26 protein-coding genes and 1 tRNA gene are annotated in these 19304 nt (G+C 63.7%); 5 read left to right on the forward strand and 22 right to left on the reverse strand.

Features of this window, described 5'->3' with window-relative positions; translation table 11 throughout:
- The first annotated feature begins 394 nt into the window (after positions 1–394).
- Positions 395–1051 (forward strand): IS1595 family transposase, encoded by a 657-nt coding sequence (locus WKW82_RS35555; RefSeq protein WP_340347927.1) that lies wholly within the window; start codon positions 395–397, stop codon positions 1049–1051.
- A 47-nt stretch (positions 1052–1098) separates the two neighbouring features.
- On the opposite strand, the gene WKW82_RS35560 is transcribed toward WKW82_RS35555, so the two are convergent.
- From WKW82_RS35560 to rplN, 18 genes are all read right to left on the reverse strand, one after another.
- A tRNA-Met gene (locus WKW82_RS35560) sits at positions 1099–1175 on the reverse strand.
- Between the two features lie 22 nt (positions 1176–1197).
- A complete protein-coding gene (gene rplQ, locus WKW82_RS35565; RefSeq protein ID WP_340347851.1) occupies positions 1198–1596 on the reverse strand; it encodes a 50S ribosomal protein L17 in 399 nt (132 codons plus the stop codon).
- A gap of 74 nt (positions 1597–1670) precedes the next feature.
- Positions 1671–2660 carry a DNA-directed RNA polymerase subunit alpha gene (locus tag WKW82_RS35570; protein WP_093059385.1) on the reverse strand — a complete coding sequence of 330 codons (990 nt, stop codon included), beginning with the start codon at positions 2658–2660 and terminating at the stop codon, positions 1671–1673.
- A 134-nt stretch (positions 2661–2794) separates the two neighbouring features.
- Positions 2795–3418, reverse strand: a complete 624-nt coding sequence (gene rpsD, locus WKW82_RS35575; protein WP_340335069.1) for a 30S ribosomal protein S4 — start codon at positions 3416–3418, stop codon at positions 2795–2797.
- Between the two features lie 132 nt (positions 3419–3550).
- Positions 3551–3955 (reverse strand): 30S ribosomal protein S11, encoded by a 405-nt coding sequence (gene rpsK / locus WKW82_RS35580; protein WP_009124825.1) that lies wholly within the window; start codon positions 3953–3955, stop codon positions 3551–3553.
- A gap of 12 nt (positions 3956–3967) precedes the next feature.
- Positions 3968–4333 (reverse strand): 30S ribosomal protein S13, encoded by a 366-nt coding sequence (gene rpsM, locus WKW82_RS35585; RefSeq protein ID WP_340335070.1) that lies wholly within the window; start codon positions 4331–4333, stop codon positions 3968–3970.
- Positions 4334–4357: 24 nt separating this feature from the next.
- Entirely contained in the window at positions 4358–4471 is a 114-nt protein-coding gene (gene rpmJ / locus WKW82_RS35590) for a 50S ribosomal protein L36 (protein WP_038201958.1), read from the reverse strand.
- 33 nt (positions 4472–4504) lie between these two features.
- On the reverse strand, positions 4505–5818 hold the full coding sequence (gene secY, locus WKW82_RS35595; RefSeq protein WP_340347852.1) for a preprotein translocase subunit SecY: 1314 nt from the start codon (positions 5816–5818) through the stop codon (positions 4505–4507).
- A gap of 24 nt (positions 5819–5842) precedes the next feature.
- Positions 5843–6274: a 50S ribosomal protein L15 gene (rplO, locus tag WKW82_RS35600; RefSeq protein WP_213958256.1), complete on the reverse strand. Its 432-nt coding sequence runs from the start codon at positions 6272–6274 to the stop codon at positions 5843–5845.
- Between the two features lie 11 nt (positions 6275–6285).
- Entirely contained in the window at positions 6286–6468 is a 183-nt protein-coding gene (rpmD, locus tag WKW82_RS35605) for a 50S ribosomal protein L30 (RefSeq protein WP_213958257.1), read from the reverse strand.
- A gap of 10 nt (positions 6469–6478) precedes the next feature.
- The gene (gene rpsE, locus WKW82_RS35610) at positions 6479–6997 is read right to left on the reverse strand and encodes a 30S ribosomal protein S5 (RefSeq protein ID WP_340347853.1); all 519 of its coding nucleotides are present in this window, start codon (positions 6995–6997) and stop codon (positions 6479–6481) included.
- 11 nt (positions 6998–7008) lie between these two features.
- A complete protein-coding gene (gene rplR, locus WKW82_RS35615; protein WP_213958300.1) occupies positions 7009–7374 on the reverse strand; it encodes a 50S ribosomal protein L18 in 366 nt (121 codons plus the stop codon).
- A 14-nt stretch (positions 7375–7388) separates the two neighbouring features.
- A complete protein-coding gene (gene rplF, locus WKW82_RS35620; protein WP_213958258.1) occupies positions 7389–7922 on the reverse strand; it encodes a 50S ribosomal protein L6 in 534 nt (177 codons plus the stop codon).
- 16 nt (positions 7923–7938) lie between these two features.
- A complete protein-coding gene (rpsH, locus tag WKW82_RS35625; RefSeq protein ID WP_213958259.1) occupies positions 7939–8334 on the reverse strand; it encodes a 30S ribosomal protein S8 in 396 nt (131 codons plus the stop codon).
- Positions 8335–8354: 20 nt separating this feature from the next.
- Positions 8355–8660, reverse strand: coding sequence for a 30S ribosomal protein S14 (gene rpsN / locus WKW82_RS35630; protein WP_213958260.1), 306 nt, complete (start codon positions 8658–8660; stop codon positions 8355–8357).
- Between the two features lie 7 nt (positions 8661–8667).
- The gene (rplE, locus tag WKW82_RS35635; RefSeq protein WP_340347855.1) at positions 8668–9207 is read right to left on the reverse strand and encodes a 50S ribosomal protein L5; all 540 of its coding nucleotides are present in this window, start codon (positions 9205–9207) and stop codon (positions 8668–8670) included.
- A gap of 11 nt (positions 9208–9218) precedes the next feature.
- A complete protein-coding gene (rplX, locus tag WKW82_RS35640; protein ID WP_340347856.1) occupies positions 9219–9536 on the reverse strand; it encodes a 50S ribosomal protein L24 in 318 nt (105 codons plus the stop codon).
- A 12-nt stretch (positions 9537–9548) separates the two neighbouring features.
- Positions 9549–9917, reverse strand: coding sequence for a 50S ribosomal protein L14 (gene rplN / locus WKW82_RS35645; RefSeq protein WP_009124801.1), 369 nt, complete (start codon positions 9915–9917; stop codon positions 9549–9551).
- 237 nt (positions 9918–10154) lie between these two features.
- On the opposite strand from rplN, the gene WKW82_RS35650 reads away from it, so the two are divergent.
- Both WKW82_RS35650 and proC read left to right on the forward strand, forming a co-directional pair.
- Entirely contained in the window at positions 10155–11306 is a 1152-nt protein-coding gene (locus WKW82_RS35650; protein WP_340347858.1) for an esterase-like activity of phytase family protein, read from the forward strand.
- A complete protein-coding gene (gene proC, locus WKW82_RS35655; protein ID WP_340347859.1) occupies positions 11303–12148 on the forward strand; it encodes a pyrroline-5-carboxylate reductase in 846 nt (281 codons plus the stop codon). The genes WKW82_RS35650 and proC overlap by 4 nt, the downstream gene beginning before the upstream one ends.
- A 51-nt stretch (positions 12149–12199) precedes the next feature.
- Here proC and ubiA read toward each other — a convergent pair whose 3' ends face one another.
- From ubiA to recG, 3 genes are all read right to left on the reverse strand, one after another.
- Positions 12200–13075 carry a 4-hydroxybenzoate octaprenyltransferase gene (ubiA, locus tag WKW82_RS35660; protein WP_340347860.1) on the reverse strand — a complete coding sequence of 292 codons (876 nt, stop codon included), beginning with the start codon at positions 13073–13075 and terminating at the stop codon, positions 12200–12202.
- 20 nt (positions 13076–13095) lie between these two features.
- Positions 13096–14064 (reverse strand): LysR substrate-binding domain-containing protein, encoded by a 969-nt coding sequence (locus WKW82_RS35665; RefSeq protein ID WP_340347862.1) that lies wholly within the window; start codon positions 14062–14064, stop codon positions 13096–13098.
- A gap of 271 nt (positions 14065–14335) precedes the next feature.
- Positions 14336–16441 (reverse strand): ATP-dependent DNA helicase RecG, encoded by a 2106-nt coding sequence (gene recG / locus WKW82_RS35670; RefSeq protein ID WP_340347863.1) that lies wholly within the window; start codon positions 16439–16441, stop codon positions 14336–14338.
- A gap of 50 nt (positions 16442–16491) precedes the next feature.
- On the opposite strand from recG, the gene queA reads away from it, so the two are divergent.
- Positions 16492–17595, forward strand: a complete 1104-nt coding sequence (gene queA / locus WKW82_RS35675; protein ID WP_340347864.1) for a tRNA preQ1(34) S-adenosylmethionine ribosyltransferase-isomerase QueA — start codon at positions 16492–16494, stop codon at positions 17593–17595.
- The gene (tgt, locus tag WKW82_RS35680) at positions 17592–18788 is read left to right on the forward strand and encodes a tRNA guanosine(34) transglycosylase Tgt (protein ID WP_340347865.1); all 1197 of its coding nucleotides are present in this window, start codon (positions 17592–17594) and stop codon (positions 18786–18788) included. Before queA ends, tgt begins: the two co-directional genes overlap by 4 nt.
- Positions 18789–18867: 79 nt before the next feature.
- Here the strand turns inward: tgt and WKW82_RS35685 are convergent, their stop codons facing one another.
- Positions 18868–19263, reverse strand: coding sequence for a DUF3597 domain-containing protein (locus WKW82_RS35685; RefSeq protein ID WP_340347867.1), 396 nt, complete (start codon positions 19261–19263; stop codon positions 18868–18870).
- Positions 19264–19304 lie beyond the last annotated feature (41 nt).

Raw genomic sequence — 19304 nt, forward strand, 5'->3', positions numbered from 1 at the left:
GCGCACGGCTCGGGGCCGATGTGGTTCGCTATTCCTTCATCGCAGTGGACTTGCACCACCTACTCCTTGCCGGTCTCCCGGCGCACCGACAACTATTCTGACGCGGGGGGAGTTCGCGAAGGCTGAAGAAATTCGGACAGCCGTACGCAGAGGACGCAAAGGCTCCGCGAAAGTCGCGAAAGGAACCCCAAATCTTTCTTTGAATTCTTTTGCGACTTCCGCGGAGCCTTTGCGTTCTCTGCGTTCGGCGCCCGCTTTCGCTTTTGAGGCGCAATGAGCCCCACCGAACCCCAAAAGAAAACCTGATTAGGTAGCAAGTTCAGCCGGGCTCACGCAGTGAGCCTGTGATGCTGGACGATCAAGGCATTGCACACGGAGGTGCGTATGCCGATGAATCGAGTCCAGTTCCAGCGAGGGATGCTATCGCACCGCTTGGCTGGTCAAGCACAAGCTCATGCTGGTGATGTTCGAGCAAGAGCGCGACCGACGGCTTGGCGACCTCGTCCAGATTGACGATGCTTTCATCGGCGGCGAACGTACTGGCGGCAAGCGCGGCCGCGGCTCGGAGAACAAGGCGCCGCTTATCGCGGCCGTCCAGACGACACCTGACGGCCAAGCCATTTACGCCCGGCTGGACGTCTTGCCAGACTGGAGAGTCCCCACGGTAGCGCGCTGGGCAGTAAAGGCGTTGTGGACCTCGACGCACGTCGTCAGCGACGGGCTGTCGGGCTTCGTGGGCGTGAAGTCGGCCGCGTGCAGTCACGAGCCCATCATCCACAACACAGGTACCGCCAAGGCGAACGTCCAACACGCTCGCTTCAAAGCGATCAATACTTTGCTGGGCAACCTGAAGATGTGGATGAACACTACCTTCCGTGGCTTCAAGACCGATCACTACGCCACGCGTTACCTCGCCGAGTTTCAGTACCGCTTCAATCGGCGCTTCGACCTCACCCAACTCATGCCAGCGTTGCTGGCCTCGTGCGCCGTCCAGTTACCGGCTCGTGAGGTCAGTATGCGCACGGCCATGACAGCTGAATTTGCTACCTAATCAGGAAAGAAAAAAGCCCCTGATTCGAAAATCAGGGGCTTTTAAATTGGTTGCGCGAGCAAGATTTGAACTTGCGACCTTTGGGTTATGAGCCCAACGAGCTACCAGGCTGCTCCATCGCGCGGCAAGATGGAATTATATACTATTTATTCGCCGGCTGCCTGATCTTCAGCAGCTTCTTTCACTTCGGGGCGATCGACCAGTTCGACGAGCGCCATCGGAGCGTTGTCGCCCACGCGGAAGCCCATCTTCAGGATGCGGGTGTAGCCGCCCGGACGCGTCGCGAAGCGCGGGCCCAGGTTGTTGAACAGCTTCACCACGCTGTCGCGGTCGCGCAGGCGGTCGAATGCGAGGCGCTTGTTGGCGACCGTCGGCTTCTTGGCCAGCGTGATCATCGGTTCGATGACGCGACGCAGTTCCTTGGCCTTGGGGACCGTGGTCTTGATGGCCTCGTGCTCGATGAGCGAGTTCATCATGTTCTGCAGCATCGCGAGGCGGTGCGAGCTGGTGCGGTTGAGTTTGCGGAGGCCGTGACCGTGACGCATTTTTGATTTCCTTTTTCGAGGTTTGTAATAAAGGCAGCCGTGTCAGGTACTGCCCTTTGCGGTTCAGCGCTGAATCAGCGCTTGTCGAGGCCGGCCGGCGGCCAGCTTTCGAGCTTCATGCCCAAGGTGAGGCCGCGAGAGGCGAGCACTTCCTTGATTTCGTTGAGCGACTTGCGACCCAGGTTCGGGGTCTTGAGCAGCTCGTTCTCGGTGCGCTGGATCAGGTCACCGATGTAGTAGATGTTCTCGGCCTTCAGGCAGTTGGCCGAACGCACCGTCAGTTCGAGTTCGTCGACAGGGCGCAGCAGGATCGGATCGAATTGCTGTGCGCTGCGCGGTGCCGGTGCATCGAATGCAGCCAGTTCGCCGCCCTCGAGCTGCGCGAACACGGCGAGCTGTTCAACCAAGATCTTGGCCGAGGCGCGGACTGCGTCTTCGGCGGTGATCGCACCGTTGGTTTCGATCTCGACCAGCAGCTTGTCCAGGTCGGTACGTTGTTCCACGCGGGCGCTTTCGACCGTGTAGCTCACGCGCTTGACCGGCGAGAACGACGCGTCGAGGACGATGCGGCCAATCGACTTGGTCGGCTCGTCCGCATAACGGCGCATCGTGCCGGGCACATAGCCGCGACCCTTTTCAACCTTGATCTGCATGTCGAGCTTGCCGCCTTGCGACAGGTGCGCGATCACGTGATCGGGGTTGATGATCTCGACGTCGTGCGGCGTCTGGATGTCGGAGGCCAGCACCGGGCCTTCGCCGTCCTTGCGCAGGCTCAGCGTGACTTCATCGCGGTTGTGGAGCTTGAACACCACGCCCTTGAGGTTCAGGAGGATGTTGACGACATCTTCCTGCACGCCGTCGATCGACGAGTACTCGTGCAGAACGCCAGCGATGGTGACTTCGGTTGCCGAATAGCCAACCATCGACGAGAGCAGAACGCGACGCAGCGCGTTGCCGAGCGTGTGGCCGTAGCCGCGCTCGAAAGGCTCGAGCGTGACCTTGGCCTTGTTCGGCGCCAGTTGCTCGACCTGGATGGTCTTGGGTTTCAGCAGGGTGGTTTGCATGCAGGACTTCCTCTCAATACCCCCGGTTCGTTACACCGGTAAGGCTGGTGAAGCGCCCGGCGCACTGTGCGGGGCACGCCGAGAACGGGATAACTAAAAAACAGCAACCCGCACCACACGGTGCGGGCGGGGGCTTAACGCGAATACAGTTCGACGATCAGCGATTCGTTGATGTCGGCTGCGAATTCGTCGCGATCCGGCACCTTCTTGAACGTGCCTTCGCCCTTGTCGGCGTTCACTTCGACCCATGCCGGCATGCCGACTTGCTGGGCCAGTTGCAGTGCTTCGGCGATACGCGTCTGCTTCTTCGACTTGTCGCGGACAGCGATCACGTCGCCGGTCTTGACCAGGTACGACGGGATGTTGACCGACTGGCCGTTCACCGTGATCGCCTTGTGCGACACGAGCTGACGTGCTTCAGCGCGGGTCGAGCCGAAGCCCATGCGATAGACGACGTTGTCCAGGCGCGATTCGAGAATGAACAGCAAGTTGGCGCCGGTGTTGCCACGTCGACGGTCGGCTTCTTCGAAGTAGCGGCGGAATTGCTTTTCCAGCACGCCGTACATGCGCTTGACCTTCTGCTTTTCGCGCAGTTGCAGGCCGAAGTCGGAAGTGCGCTGACCCGAGGTGCGACCGTGCTGGCCGGGCTTCGAGTCGAACTTCGACTTGTCCTGGATCGAACGACGTGCGCTCTTCAGGAACAGGTCGGTGCCTTCACGGCGGGAAAGTTTGGCCTTGGGGCCGAGGTAGCGTGCCACGTGATCTTCCTTTGTGTCATCTGCCGCAGTGGTTTCCTGCGGGAGCCGTCAGCGGCGTGCCAACGGCGGTGGGCTTGTTGAAAAAACAAAATGCGCAGCCGCCGTGAAGCGGGCTGCGCCGGGCGTCAGCGCTTAGATGCGACGACGCTTTTGCGGACGGCAGCCGTTGTGCGGCACGGGCGTCACGTCGGCGATCGAGTTGATGCGAATGCCCAGTGCGGCCAGGGCGCGCACCGACGATTCACGACCAGGACCGGGGCCCTTGATCTCGACGTCGAGGTTCTTGATACCTTGCTCGACCGCAGCGCGGCCAGCGACTTCCGAAGCGACCTGGGCTGCGAAAGGCGTCGACTTGCGCGAGCCCTTGAAGCCTTGGCCACCCGACGAAGCCCACGACAGGGCGTTGCCCTGGCGATCGGTGATCGTGATGATGGTGTTGTTGAACGACGCGTGCACGTGGGCGATACCGTCGGCAACGTTCTTGCGAACCTTCTTGCGGACGCGCTGTGCAGCGTTGTTTGCAGGTGCTTTAGCCATGCTGTTCTATCCTTATTTCTTCAGGGACTGCGCAGCCTTGCGCGGACCCTTGCGAGTACGGGCGTTGGTGCGCGTGCGCTGGCCGCGCATCGGCAGGCCACGGCGATGACGGAAGCCGCGATAGCAGCCGATGTCCATCAAACGCTTGATGTTCATCGTCGTCTCGCGACGCAGGTCACCTTCGATCGTGAAGAGAGCGATCTGGTCGCGGATCTTTTCGAGATCGCTGTCCGTCAGATCCTTGATCTTCTTGGAGTAGTCGATGCCGGTTGCTTCGCAGATCTTGCGAGCGCGCGTGCGACCGATGCCGAAGATGGCCGTCAGGCCGATTTCAGCGTGCTTGTGCGGCGGAATGTTGATGCCAGCAATACGTGCCATGTGCGTCCTCTTGTGTTTCTCTAATCAACCCTGGCGCTGCTTATGGCGCGGGTCGGTACAGATCACACGCACCACACCCTTGCGGCGGATGATCTTGCAATTGCGGCAGATGGTCTTGACCGAAGCCGAAACTCTCATTTGAATTCTCCTAAAACTTTTCGTTAACCTGGCTTACGACGTCTTGAAGTTGGCCTTCTTCAGCAGCGATTCATACTGCTGGGACATCAAGTAGTTCTGCACCTGGGCCATGAAGTCCATGGTCACCACAACGATGATCAAGAGCGACGTGCCGCCGAAATAGAACGGCACGTTGTACTTGAGGATCAGGAACTCGGGCAGCAGGCAGACGAAGGTGATATACACCGCGCCAGCCAGCGTCAGGCGGACCAGGATCTTGTCGATATAGCGAGCAGTCTGGTCACCCGGGCGGATACCCGGAATGAACGCGCCACTCTTCTTCAGGTTGTCTGCCGTTTCGCGGCTGTTGAAAACCAACGCCGTGTAGAAAAAGCAGAAGAACACGATGGCTGCTGCGTACAGCAACACGTAGATGGGCTCACCGGGGCGCAATGCACTGGCCACGTCCTTGATCCAGCGGAAGCCGCCTTCACCGGTGCTGAACCAGCCGACCACCGTTGCAGGCAGCAGGATGATCGACGAGGCGAAGATCGGCGGGATCACGCCAGCCATGTTCAGCTTCAGCGGCAGGTGCGACGATTGACCGCCATACACCTTGTTGCCAACCTGTCGCCGCGCATAGTTCACGAGGATCTTGCGCTGGCCGCGTTCGACGAACACCACGAAGTAGGTCACCAGCACGACCACTGCCACGATGAACAGGGCCACCAGCGGATTCATCGCACCCGTCGACACCAACGAAGCCAGGCCACCGATCGCACCCGGCAAGCCGGCCGCGATACCCGCGAAGATCAGGATCGAAATGCCGTTGCCCAGGCCACGTTCAGTGATCTGTTCGCCGAGCCACATCAGGAACATCGAGCCAGCCGTGAGGCTGACCGTTGCCGTGATGCGGAAGCCGAAGCCCGGATTGACCACCAGGCCAGCGGACGATTCGAGCGCCGTGGCAATGCTGAACGACTGGAACAGCGCCAGGCCCAACGCACCATAGCGCGTGTACTGCGTGATCTTGCGGCGGCCTGCCTCGCCTTCCTTCTTCATCTGCTCGAAGGTCGGCAACACGTAGGTCATCAATTGCATGATGATCGACGCGGAGATGTACGGCATGATGCCCAGCGCGAACACGGTGAAGCGCGACAGCGCCCCGCCCGAGAACATGTTGAACAGGCTCAGGATGCCGCCTTGCTGGCCCTGGAACAACGCCGCCAACTGGTCCGGGTTGATGCCCGGAACAGGAATGTGCGCGCCGATCCGATAGACCACAAGTGCGAGCAGCAAAAACACGAGCCGGCGACGCAGGTCACCGAACTTGCCAGTCTTTGCGAGCGTTGCCGCGTTGGTTGCCACTACAGCCTACTTTCCAATGCCGTATTAAGCGACACTGCCGCCGGCTGCTTCGATCGCAGCCTTGGCACCCGCCGTTGCACCGATGCCGGTCAGCTTGACGGCCTTGGTGAGTTCGCCCGTCTTGATGATCTTGACGACCTTGGCGATCTGGCCGACGAGGCCCGCTTGCTTCAGTGCCAGCAGGTCGACTTCGGCCAGGCCGAGGGCTTCCAGAGCAGTCAACGTGACTTCGGCGTTGTACTTGAGCGTTTGCGACTTGAAGCCACGCTTCGGCAGGCGACGCTGCAAAGGCATTTGACCGCCTTCGAAGCCCACCTTGTGGAAACCACCTGCGCGCGACTTCTGGCCCTTGTGACCGCGACCTGCGGTCTTGCCGATGCCGGAGCCGATACCGCGGCCGACGCGACGCTTGTAGTGCTTCGCGCCGTCTGCCGGCTTGATGCCATTGAGTTCCATATCAGTCTCTCTTACAGAACCTTGACCAGATAACTGATCTTGTTGATCATGCCGCGCACTGCGGGCGTGTCCTGCAACTCCGACACGGAGTTGAGCTTGCGCAGGCCGAGGCCGCGCACGGTGTCGCGGTGAGCCTGCTTGGTGCCGATCGGGCTCTTCACCAGCTGCACCTTGACGGTTTGTTGTTGCGTCATCATGAGCTCCTTAGGCGAACAGCTCTTCGACCGTCAGGCCGCGCTTTGCAGCGACTGCCGAAGCGGTGGTCGAGTTCTTCAGGCCGTCCAGAGTGGCGCGGACCATGTTGTAGGGGTTCGACGAACCATGGCTCTTGGCCACGATGTCGGTGATGCCCAGGACTTCGAAGACAGCGCGCATCGGGCCGCCGGCGATGATGCCGGTACCCTTGGGGGCCGGGTACATCACGACCGACGAGGCACCGTGGTGACCGGTCACCGCGTGGTGCAGCGTGCCGTTCTTGATCGAGATCTTGAACAGGTTGCGACGGGCTTCTTCCATCGCCTTCTGCACGGCAGCAGGCACTTCCTTCGACTTGCCCTTGCCCATGCCGACCTTGCCGTCGCCGTCACCGACCACGGTCAGTGCTGCGAAACCGAGGATACGACCACCCTTCACCACCTTGGTGACGCGGTTGATCGCGATCATCTTCTCGCGCAGACCGTCCTCGGGTCCTTCGTTCTGCGTTCTTGCTTGAATCTTTGCCATTTTGTAATTCCTTAGAACTGCAGACCGGCTTCGCGAGCCGCATCAGCCAGCGCCTTGACGCGGCCATGGTATGCAAAACCTGCGCGGTCGAAAGCGACCTTCTCGACGCCGGCAGCCTTCGCCTTTTCAGCGATGCGCTTGCCGATCAGCGTGGCGGCGGCGGCATTGCCACCCTTGCCCGACGCGCCGAGCGAACTGCGGACTTCGGCTTCGGCCGTCGACGCAGAGGCGAGCACCTTGGCGCCGTCGCCGGAGATGACGGTGGCGTAGATGTGCAGGTTGGTCCGGTTCACGGTCAGGCGTGCGACGCCTTGGGTTGCGATCCGGATGCGGGTCTGGCGCGAGCGGCGCAGACGTTGTGCTTTTTTGGTCAACATCATTTTGCTGCCCCTTACTTCTTCTTGGTCTCTTTGATCACGATCTTCTCGTCCGAATATCGGATCCCCTTGCCCTTGTAGGGCTCGGGCGGACGAACAGCGCGGATCTCGGCGGCGATCTGGCCAACGCGTTGACGATCGGCACCCTTGATCAGGATTTCCGTCGGCGTCGGGGTGGCGACCGTGATGCCTTGCGGCATGTCGATGTTCACCGGGTGCGAGTAGCCGACCTGGAGGTTCAGCTTGGCGCCCTGGGCAGCGGCCTTGTAGCCCACGCCGACCAGGTTCAGCTTCTTCTCGAAGCCCTTGGTGACGCCGACAACCATGTTGTTGACCAGCTGGCGCAGCGTGCCGCTCATCGCATTCGCTTCACGCGAATCGTTGGCGGGCACGAAGCTCAGCTTGCCTTCTGCGTTGGTGACGTTGACCAATGCGTTGCGGGTCAGTGCGAGCGTGCCGCCCGTGCCCTTCACATTGATCTGGTCATCCTTGATCGACACATCCACGCCTGCGGGGATGACGACCGGTGCTTTACCTACTCGGGACATTTGTTCAGCTCCTCGATCAGGCGACGTAGCACAGGACTTCGCCACCAACACCGTTGGCGCGGGCCTTGCGGTCCGTCATCACGCCTTGGGGCGTGGTCACGATGGCGACGCCAAGGCCGTTCTGCACTTGCGGGATCGCAGCGCTGGCCTTGTAGACGCGCAGGCCGGGGCGGCTCACGCGCTCGATACGCTCGATGACCGGGCGGCCAGCGTAGTACTTCAACGAGATTTCAAGCTCGTTCTTGCCGGCTTCGGTCTTGACCTGGAAACCGTCGATGTAGCCTTCGTCCTTCAGGACTTGTGCGATCGCGACCTTCACCTTGGAAGACGGGACCGACACGGTGGGCTTCGCCACCATCTGCGCGTTACGGATACGCGTCAGCAGGTCGGCAATGGGATCACTCATGCTCATGTTGTTTGCTCCTGCCTGGCTTACCAGCTGGCCTTGGTGACACCGGGGATGTCGCCGTTGAATGCCAGTTCGCGGATCTTGGCGCGGGCCAGACCGAATTGGCGGAAGGTGCCACGGGGACGACCGGTGATTTCGCAACGGTTGCGCTGGCGCGTGGGGTTCGCGTTGCGCGGCAGCTTTTGCAGGCCGAGGCGTGCAGCGGCGCGTTCTTCGTCGCTCTTCTTGAAGTCGTTCGCGATCGCCTTCAGTTCGGCGTGCTTTGCAGCGTACTTGGCGACCAGGTTGTCGCGCTTGAGTTCGCGCTGGATCAGGGATGCTTTAGCCATGGTCGCCTCAGTTCTTGAACGGGAAACGGAAGCCAGCGAGAAGCGCCTTGGCTTCTTCGTCGGTCTTGGCCGTCGTCGTGATGCTGATATTCAGACCGCGCAGGGCATCAACCTTGTCGTACTCGATCTCGGGGAAAATGATCTGTTCCTTGACGCCGATGTTGTAGTTGCCACGGCCGTCGAAAGCGCGACCGGAGATACCACGGAAGTCACGGACGCGCGGCAGGGCCACGGTCACGAAACGGTCCAGGAATTCATACATCTGGACGCCACGCAGCGTGACCATGCAGCCGATGGGCTGTTGTTCACGGATCTTGAAGCCGGCGATGGCCTTCTTCGACTTGGTGACGACGGGCTTCTGGCCAGCGATCTTGGTCAGGTCGCCGACGGCGTTGTCCAGAACCTTCTTGTCGGCGACAGCTTCGCCCACACCCATGTTCAGGGTGATCTTGGTCAGGCGAGGAACTTGCATCGGCGACTTGTAGCCGAACTTTTCCGTCAGATCCTTGGCGACCTTTTCGCGATAGTGTTGTTGGAGACGTGCCATGTGATTACTCCTCAGGCGATCTTGATTTCTTCGCCGCTGGACTTGTAAACGCGCACGCGCTTGCCGTCCGTGACCTTGATGCCCACGCGATCGGCCTTGCCGGTCGCGGCATTGAAGATCGCCACGTTGGATTGATGAATCGGCATGGTCTTCTCAACGATGCCACCGGTCGTACCCTTCATGGGGTTCGGCTTGGCGTGCTTCTTGACGATGTTGATGCCGTCGACGAGCAGATGCGAGTCGTCCTTGCGCGACGACACGACGCCGCGCTTGCCCTTGTCACGACCGGCCAACACGATGACCTGGTCGCCTGTGCAAATCTTGTTCATGGCGTTGATCCTTTAGAGAACTTCGGGAGCCAGCGAGACGATCTTCATGAACTTCTCGGTGCGCAGTTCGCGGGTCACCGGTCCGAAGATGCGGGTGCCGATCGGCTCCAGCTTGGCGTTGAGCAGCACGGCGGCATTGCCGTCGAACTTGACGAGCGAACCGTCGGCGCGACGGATGCCCTTGGCGGTGCGAACCACCACGGCGCTGTAGATTTCGCCCTTCTTGACGCGGCCACGGGGTGCAGCTTCTTTGATGCTGACCTTGATGACATCGCCAACGCTGGCGTAGCGACGCTTCGAGCCGCCAAGCACCTTGATACACAGGACGGATTTCGCGCCCGTGTTGTCGGCCACTTCGAGCCGGGATTCAGTTTGGATCATTGTTCGTAGTTCCCAACTTGTACCGTTGCTTCACCAGGATGGTTCAGCGCCAGTCAGTCTTGGGCCCGTCGTCCGCACCTCAAACCACTTGAGATGCATCCGTATGGGCGGAAAGCCTCGCCTTTTCAAGCGAAGCCCATGATTGTGCCATGGCCTGATTGGGCTGTCAACTCACCTGCATCGAGAGTTTTGAGAACCCCTAAACTTGCGGGCGTGCCGTCGCATCCAGATCTTCCCTTGCTCACGCGCCGGCGCCTGCTGGGCGGGGCCGCGGCGCTGGCGGGAGCGCTGGCCGGGTGCAAAGCCGACGCCATCCAAGCCACCCAGGCACCGGCAGGAACGCTCGCCCCGCGCCTGAGATTGCGGGCCGAAGCCCGGCTCGCGCATTGGCAACGCTTCGACGGCACCACCATCGGCGGACTCTCCGGGATCGACTTCGATCCAGTACGAGGTGAGTACCTGCTTCTGTCGGATGATCGATCAAATCTGGATCCCATTCGATACTACAGTGCGAGTTGGGCGGTCGACATTGCCTCCGCGCCCGTGATTTACAGAATCACCACCCTGTTACAGGCTGACGGATCAACCTGGCCGAACCGCCGCAACGCCCGCAGCGGCGTGCCGGTGTCCGATCCCGAAGCATTGCGCCTGCGGCCCGACACCGGCACGCTGCTCTGGGCGTCGGAGGGCGACGAGGCACGCGGCTTCGGCCCCGCGCTCTACGAGAGCCGGCGCGACGGCAGCCTGCTCCGCCAGTTCGCGCTGCCCACGATGTTCGAGCCCGGCAACGACGGCCGGCGCGGCGCGCGCGACAACCTCGCCTTCGAAGGGCTGGCGCTGACGCCGGACCACCGCACGGCCTGGCTCGCGATGGAAGGCCCCCTGATCCAGGACGGCGCGATACCGACCCTGGCTTCGCCGGGCGGCCCCTGCCGCTTCACGGCGCTCGACGTGGACAGCGGCCGGGTGCTGCGCCAGCTTGCCTACCTGAACGATGCCGTCCCGGTACGGCCGCTGGTGCCGGGAACGCATGCCGAGAACGGCGTGAGCGAGATCCTGATGCTGGATGCCCACCGGATGCTGGTGCTGGAACGCGCCTGGGCGGCGGGCACGGGCAACTCGCTGCGACTCTATGAGATCGATACGCGGGGCGCCACCGACGTGCTCGCCATTGAAGCGCTGGCGCCGGGCAATCACCGGCCGGTGGCCAAGACGCTGGTGGCCGATTTCTCGACCCTGGGTCTTTCGCGCCTCGACAACACCGAAGGCATGTGCTGGGGGCCCACGCTGCCCAATGGCCATCCCCTGCTGGTCGTGATCAGCGACGACAATTTCAATCCGCTGCAGATCACGCAGTTCGCCGCATTCGAGTTCATTGACCGACCATGACCCTCCAATCCACCCCCACCTCCAACACCGCTCTGCCGCCCATCGGCTTCATCGGCGGCGGCAACATGGCCAGCGCGATCCTCGGCGGCTTGATCCGCCAAGGCGTGCCGGCCTCGGCGTTCGAGGTGGTCGAGCCTTTCGAGGAAGCGCGCGAGCGGTTGGCGCGTGACTACGGGATCGCGGCGATGGCCCAGGCAGGCGCGGCGCTGGCACGCTGCGAATTGCTGGTGTGGGCCGTGAAGCCACAGATGTTCGCCGAAGCCGCGCAACCTGTGCGCGCGCATGCCGCGGGCGCGCTCCACCTAAGCGTCGCGGCTGGCATTCCCTCGCAGAGCATCGCGCGCTGGCTGGGCAGCGAGCGCATCGTCCGCGCCATGCCCAACACGCCGGCGCTCATCGGCCAGGGCGTGACCGCCCTCTACGCCCGAGATGCGGTCGCAGGCGATGCGCGCGCGACGGTGGAGCAGGTGCTGGCACCCACCGGCCAGTTGCTGTGGGTCGACGCAGAGTCGGACCTGGATGCGGTGACGGCGATGTCTGGCTCCGGGCCGGCCTATGTGTTCTATTTCATCGAGGCGATGACGGAGGCCGGCATCGACATGGGCCTGACGCCGGCGCAGGCGCACACGCTGGCGGTCGGCACGTTCAGCGGCGCTTCCGCACTGGCGAGCGGGTCGAGCGAGCCGCCGTCGGTGCTGCGCCAACGGGTGACTTCGAAGGGCGGCACCACCTACGCCGCGATCACCTCGATGGAAGGGGCGCAGGTCAAGGAGAAGTTCAAGGACGCCATGCGCGCAGCGCAGGCGCGGGCGCGGGAGCTGGGCGAGGAGTTCGGCAAGTAATTCGCCGGATGCGCCCGGGCTCTCCGCCCGGCGTCGGAATTCGCGCCCTTTTCAGCGCAATGCGTAGCCGACTGCGATGCCGGCGAACACCGAGAAGCCCAGCCAATGGTTCAGGCGGAAGGCCTTGAAGCAACCTTCCCGTGTGCGGGTGTGAATCAGTCGCCAGTGCCAGAGGGCTTGCCCCGCAGCCACGGCGATCGCAAGGAAGAAGGCGACGCCGAGTTGATGGCTGTAGCCGATCCACCCCCAGATCGCGATGAACACCGCATAGCTGATCATGACCGCCGTCACGTCGAAGCGGCCGAAGGTGATGGCCGAGGTCTTCATGCCGATCTTCAGGTCATCGTCGCGGTCGACCATCGCGTATTCGGTGTCGTAGGCCAGTACCCAGAACAGGTTGCCCGCGAGCAGCCACCAAGCCAGCGCCGGCACGCTGCCCTGCACAGCCGCGAAGGACATCGGAATGCCGAAGCTGAAGGCAATGCCCAGCACCGCCTGCGGAATCGACACGAAGCGCTTGGCGAATGGGTATATCAGCGTGATCGCCAGCGCGCCGAAGGACCAGAGCACGGTGATGCGGTTGGTCGTGAGCACCAGCGCGAACGCCGCCAACGCAAGCAGCGCGCCGAAAATCAGCGCCTGCTTGACCGAGATCGCGCCGCTGGTCACCGGGCGCCGCGCGGTGCGCTTCACATGCCGGTCGAAGTCGCGGTCCGCCACGTCGTTGACGCAACAACCCGCGCTGCGCATGAGGATGGTGCCAAGCACGAACACGATGAGCAGGTGCCAGCCCGGCCAGCCATCCGCTGCGAACCACAGCGCGCCCAGCGTCGGCCAGAGCAGCAGCAGCCAGCCTGCGGGGCGGTCCCAGCGGATCAGGTCCAGGTAGAGAGAAAGGCGACCACGCGCCGGCGGAGGTGACGACATCTCAGTCATGGCGCAGGACGCTACGACAGTCGCCGCACGCCCGGCAGCTCGCATGCATAGATCGCATTGCGCACGGCGGCGATCGCCTCGTAGCGCGTGAAGCTGCGTCGCCAGGCCAGCACCACGCGCCGTGTCGGCGGTTCGCCACCATGGGCATCGACGATGGGCAAGTAGCGCACGATGGGGTTGAGGTCCCGGGCGCGGGTCTTGCCCTTCGCGGGCAGTGCATCGGCCGGCACGGACAGGCGCGGCACCAGCGTCACGCCCATGCCCGCGGCCACCATGTGCTTGATGGTTTCGAGCGAGGAGCCCTCGAAGCTCTTGCGGATGCCTTCGGCGTTGCTCGAGAAGCGCGCGAACTCGGGGCACACCTCCAGCACATGGTCGCGAAAGCAATGGCCGGTGCCGAGCAGCAGCATGGTCTCGTTCCTGAGCTCGTCCGAGGTGATCGATGCGCGCGAGGCCAGCGGATGGTGCGCCGGCAGCGCGGCCATGAAAGGCTCGTCGTAGAGCTGCGCCATGGCCAGGCCGGTGTCGGGAAAGGGCTCGGCCATGATGGCGCAGTCGATCTCGCCGGCGCGCAGCATCTCCAACAACTTCGCGGTGAAGTTCTCCTGCAGCATCAGCGGCATCTGCGGCGTGCGCGCGATGTTCTGCCGGACCAGGTCGGGCAGCAGGTAGGGGCCGATGGTGTAGATGACGCCCAGCGTCAGCGGGCCGGCCAGCGGATCCTTGCCGCGCTTGGCAATCTCCTTGATGCTGGCCGCCTGGTCGAGCACGCTCTGCGCCTGCTGCACGATCTGCTCACCCAGCGGCGTCACGGTCACTTCGCCAGCGCTGCGCTCGAAGAGCTTGACCTCCAGTTCGTCCTCCAGCTTCTTGATCGCCACCGACAAGGTTGGCTGCGACACGAAGCAGGCCTCCGCCGCCTTGCCGAAATGCCGCTCGCGCGCGACGGCGACGATGTACTTGAGTTCTGTCAGGGTCATGGGTCTCGCGATTATGCGCAGGGCACGGGGGCCGGAATTCGGACAGCCGGGCGCAGAGGACGCGAATGAACAAGCGAAAGAATTCCTTGGTATTCCTTTCGCGACCCGTTACGCATCCTCGCGTCCGGTCAAGTCCTGTCGCGTGACTCGCGACGCATGAGACCAAGGCGAGCATGGCCTGTTCGCGGGCACCAGCGGAACCGGCTGCGCCGGCCGCTGGGTGCGCCCCTCGAAGGGGGAGCGCCGCAGGCGCTTGGGGGTGGGGGTGATTTCACGCCTTGAGGTACTCCGACTTGCTGCCCAGCCAACGATCGACGTGCCGCTGCGCCAGCTCGGGGTGCTGGTCGAGCATGCGGGGCGCCAGTTCGCGCGCCCAGTCGAGCAGCAACGCGTCCTGCGTGAGATCGGCGAAGCGCAGCAGCGGGGCACCCGACTGGCGGGCGCCGAGGAATTCACCCGGGCCGCGGATCTCCAGGTCGCGTCGGGCGATCTCGAAGCCGTCGCTGGTCTCCGCCATGGCCTTGAGTCGCGCACGCGCGGCCTCGCCGACGCGGCCGCCCTCGTTGGGCGCATAGAGCAGCACACAGGCCGATGCCGCCGCGCCACGGCCGACGCGGCCGCGCAATTGATGCAACTGCGAGAGGCCGAAGCGCTCGGCATGCTCGATCACCATCAACGACGCGTTGGGCACATCGACGCCGACCTCGATCACCGTGGTGCTGACCAGCACCTGCATCTCGCCCTTGGTGAAGGCCTCCATCACGGCCTGTTTCTCGGCCGTGGGCATGCGCGAATGCAGCAGGCCCACGTTGGCGCCTTCGCCCAGCGTCCCAGCGAGTTCGTCGCGCGTCTCGGTGGCATTGCGCAGGTCGACGGCCTCGCTCTCCTCGATCAGCGGGCAGACCCAGTAGACCTGCCGGCCCTGCTCCAGCTGCGCCTGGATGCGCGCGATGACCTCGTCGCGACGGTGGTCGGCCACGAGCTTGGTGACGATGGGCGTACGGCCAGGCGGCAGCTCGTCGAGCGTCGAAACATCGAGGTCGGCGTAGTAGCTCATCGCGAGCGTGCGCGGGATCGGGGTGGCGCTCATCATCAGCAGATGCGGCTCCTGCCCTTCGACTGCCTTGCCGCGCAACGCCAGTCGCTGCGCCACGCCAAAGCGATGCTGCTCGTCGATGATGGCCAGCGCGAGGTTCCTGAAGCGGACCTTCTCCGATATGACCGCATGCGTGCCGATGACCAGCGCGGCCTCGCCGCTCTCGACGGCGGCGGCCATGGTGTCGCGTTCCTTCTTCTTCTGGCTGCCGGTGAGCCAGGCCACGCGCATGCCGCGTTCGAGCAGCAACGGATCGAGCCAGCCGACCAGCTTGCCGAAGTGCTGCGATGCGAGGATTTCGGTGGGCGCCATCAGCGCGCATTGATGGCCGGCGTCGATGCACAGCGCGGCGGCGAGCGCGGCCACCACGGTCTTGCCGGAGCCGACGTCGCCTTGCAGCAGGCGGTGCATCGGCACGGAGCGGGTCAGGTCCCTGGCAATCTCCTCGCCGACGCGGGCCTGCGCGCCGGTCAGGGCAAAGGGCAGCACGCCCATCAATTGCGCATGCAGCGACGTGGGCGACTGGACGGCATCGAGCTTGGGCGCGCGCTGCGATGCACGTTCGCGCCGGGCCTGCAGTTGCGACAGTTGTTGCGCCAAGAGCTCCTCGGCCTTGAGCCGTTGCCAGGCGGGATGGCTGTGGTCTTCCAGCGTCGCCATGGCCACGTCGGGTGTCGGGTAGTGCAGGAAGGTCAGCGCATCGCGCAGGGGCCAGGCGCGATGCGGCAGGTGGTGGTGCGGAACGGTCTCGTCCAGCACGGCCCGCGCGAGCCCGGAACGCACTTCGCGCCGCAGCACCGGCTGCGCCAGTCCGGCGATGGTGGAATAGACCGGCGTCAGCGCCTGCGGCAATTCGGTGCCCGCAGCCTTGACGTTGGGCTGCATCATCTGCCGGCCGAGGAAGCCGCCCTTCATCTCGCCGCGCACGCGCACACGCGCGCCGACTTCGAGCTGCTTCTGCTGCGAAGGGTAGAAGTTGAAGAAGCGCAGGATGCAGGTCTCGCTGCCATCGTCGAGCGTGACCAGCAACTGGCGGCGTGGTCGATAGGTCACTTCGCTCGCGACCACCGCGCCCTCGACCTGCGCCAAGTCGCCTTCGCGGGTGTCGACCAGGCGCACGATGCGCGTCTCGTCCTCGTAACGCATCGGGAGGTACAAAGCGAAGTCGATGTCGCGCAGGAGGCCGAGCTTGCGCAGGGCGCGCTGCACGGCGCTCAGGCCGGAACCCGGCGGCGCGGCAGCGGGCAACGGAGCGGTGACGGACTTGGCGGCGACGGGCATGGGACAATTCTGCCCTTCACTTGGAACGGGCTTGTCCAGCCCTCAAGCGCATGCGCAATTTCACCCTCTCCCACTTCGATTTCCATCTGCCACCCGACTTAGTGGCACAACACCCCGCCTCTGAACGCACGTCTTCGCGACTGCTTGATGGCACCGGGCCAGAGCCCGTCGACCGCATCTTCAAAACCCTGCCCTCGCTGTTGCGCGAGGGCGACCTGCTGGTATTCAACGACACGCGCGTAGTCAAGGCACGCCTCTTCGGCGAGAAGCCGACCGGCGGCAAGCTGGAACTGCTGGTCGAGCGTGTGCTGACCGGCCACGAGGTCGTTGCCCACATGAAGGTCAGCAAGAAGCCGCCAATCGGCACAGTGCTGCAGATGACTGGCGGCTTCCACGCCACTCTGATCGGACGCTGGCCCGATGCCAACGGCGCGCTGTTCCACTTCGTATTCGAAAGCGACGCGGGCGAAGACCCGTACGCGTTGATGGGCCGCTGCGGCCATGTCCCGCTGCCGCCCTACATCACGCACACCGATTCGTCCGAGGACGAGAGCCGCTACCAGACCGTGTTCGCGCGCGTGCCCGGTGCAGTGGCCGCGCCGACCGCCGCGCTCCACTTCGACGAGGCCCTGCTCGCCGAACTCGATGCATGCGGCGTGCAACGCGCGAGCGTCACGTTGCATGTCGGCGCCGGCACCTTCCAGCCGGTGAAAGTCGAGGACATCGCCGAGCACGAGATGCATGCCGAGCGCTATGAAGTGCCGCTGTCCACGCAACAGGCCATTGCCGATTGCAAGGCGCGCGGCGGCCGCGTGGTCGCGGTCGGCACCACGACCGTTCGCAACCTGGAGTCGTGGGCGAAGAGTGGCGAGGCCACTGGCGACACGCGCATCTTCATCACGCCGGGCTTTGCCTTCGCGCATGTCGACCTGCTCATCACCAACTTTCACCTGCCCAAGAGCACGCTGATGATGCTGGTCAGCGCCTTCGCGGGCTACGAACGGGTGATGGGGCTCTATGCGCATGCCATCCGCGAACGCTATCGCTTCTTCAGCTATGGCGACGCGATGCTGTTGGCGCGCGAAGCCACGCTGCCGCAATCATCCACGACGCCCGCGGTCGCGCCGGCTCGCACGCCTGGAACACAACCATGACAGACACCACCACCTTGCCGCGCCTGAAGTTCGACCTGCTGAAGACCGACCCCGACAGCCACGCGCGCCGCGCCACGCTCACGCTCAACCACGGCGTGGTGCAGACGCCGATCTTCATGCCCGTGGGCACCTACGGCACCGTCAAGGGCGTGATGCCACGCAGCCTGGAAGAGATGGGCGCGCAGATCATCCTGGGCAACACCTTCCACCTGTGGATGCGGCCGGGCCTCGACGTGATGGCCAGCTTCGGCGGGCTGCATCAGTTCGAGAAATGGGACAAGCCCATCCTCACCGACTCGGGCGGCTTCCAGGTGTGGTCGCTCGGCGCGATGCGCAAGATCAGCGAAGAAGGCGTGAAGTTCGCGTCGCCCGTCAATGGCGACAAGCTCTTCCTCACGCCCGAGGTCTCGATGCAGATCCAGACCATCCTCAACAGCGACATCGTCATGCAGTTCGACGAATGCACGCCGTACGAAACCAAGGGCCACCTCACCACCGAGCGCGAAGCACGCACCTCGATGGAACTCAGCCTGCGCTGGGCCCAACGCTGCCAGCACGAGTTCGCGCGGCTCGAGAATCCGAATGCACTGTTCGGCATCGTGCAAGGCGGCATGTTCGAGAACCTGCGCGAGGAGTCGCTCGCGCAGCTGGTCGACATGGACTTCCCCGGCTATGCCATCGGCGGCGTGAGCGTCGGCGAGCCCAAGGAAGAGATGCTGCACATCATGGCCCACACGCCGCACAAGTTGCCCGCGAACAAGCCGCGCTACCTGATGGGCGTCGGCACGCCGGAAGACCTGGTGCAGGGCGTGGCCGATGGCGTCGACATGTTCGACTGCGTCATGCCCACGCGCAACGCGCGCAACGGCACGCTGTTCACGCGCTTCGGCGACCTGAAGATGCGCAATGCGCGCCACAAGAGCGACCCGCAACCCATCGATCCCAGTTGCACCTGCCATGCCTGCGCAGGCGCATCCGGTGTGTCATGGAACGATGGCGGACGCGAGGGCTTCAGCCGCGCCTACCTGCATCACCTCGATCGCTGCGGCGAGATGCTCGGCCCGATGCTCACGACCATCCACAACCTGCACTACTACCTGAACCTGATGAGCGAAATCCGCGCGTCGCTGGAGGCTGGAGAGTTCACCGCCTTCCGTGTCCGCTTCAAGGCCGAACGAGCGCGCGGCGTTTAGCCACCTTTGCAAGACACAAAAAAGCCCGGGCCGCGCAAGGCGAACCGGGCATCGACGTCGCAGCGTCAGTGGACTGCGATCAATCGCGCAATTCAGCCGGCACGGTGCCGCCGTTGGCCGCGAGCTTGGTCATCACCTGCCGATGCAGCCAGATGTTCATCTTGGCGCTGTCGCTGGTGTCCTCGGCGTAGCTGAGTTCGGCCGCGAGTTCCTTGCGTGCGGCCAGGCTGCTATCGAGGCCGAGAAGCTTCATCAAGTCGACGATGGAGGTGCGCCAGTTGAGATTGGCTGCTCCCGGCATGGCATCGAGGATCGCGGGCACGTCGCCCAGCGAGATCGCGGGCGGCGGCGCAGGCACGGCGGGTGCCGGCGGTGCGCCGGGCGCGGGCGCCGCTGCAGCAGGCGCGGGCGGCGGCGCTTCCGCGGCCTTGGCGGAGGGAAAGATCTTGGAAAAGATGCTGCCGAAAATGCTCATGGGTAGGTTCCCGGAAATGGTTGGTCAAGCAGTTGAGCGCC

Origin of the sequence: Variovorax rhizosphaerae, from assembly GCF_037889975.1 — a bacterium.
Classification (GTDB): domain Bacteria; phylum Pseudomonadota; class Gammaproteobacteria; order Burkholderiales; family Burkholderiaceae_C; genus Variovorax; species Variovorax rhizosphaerae.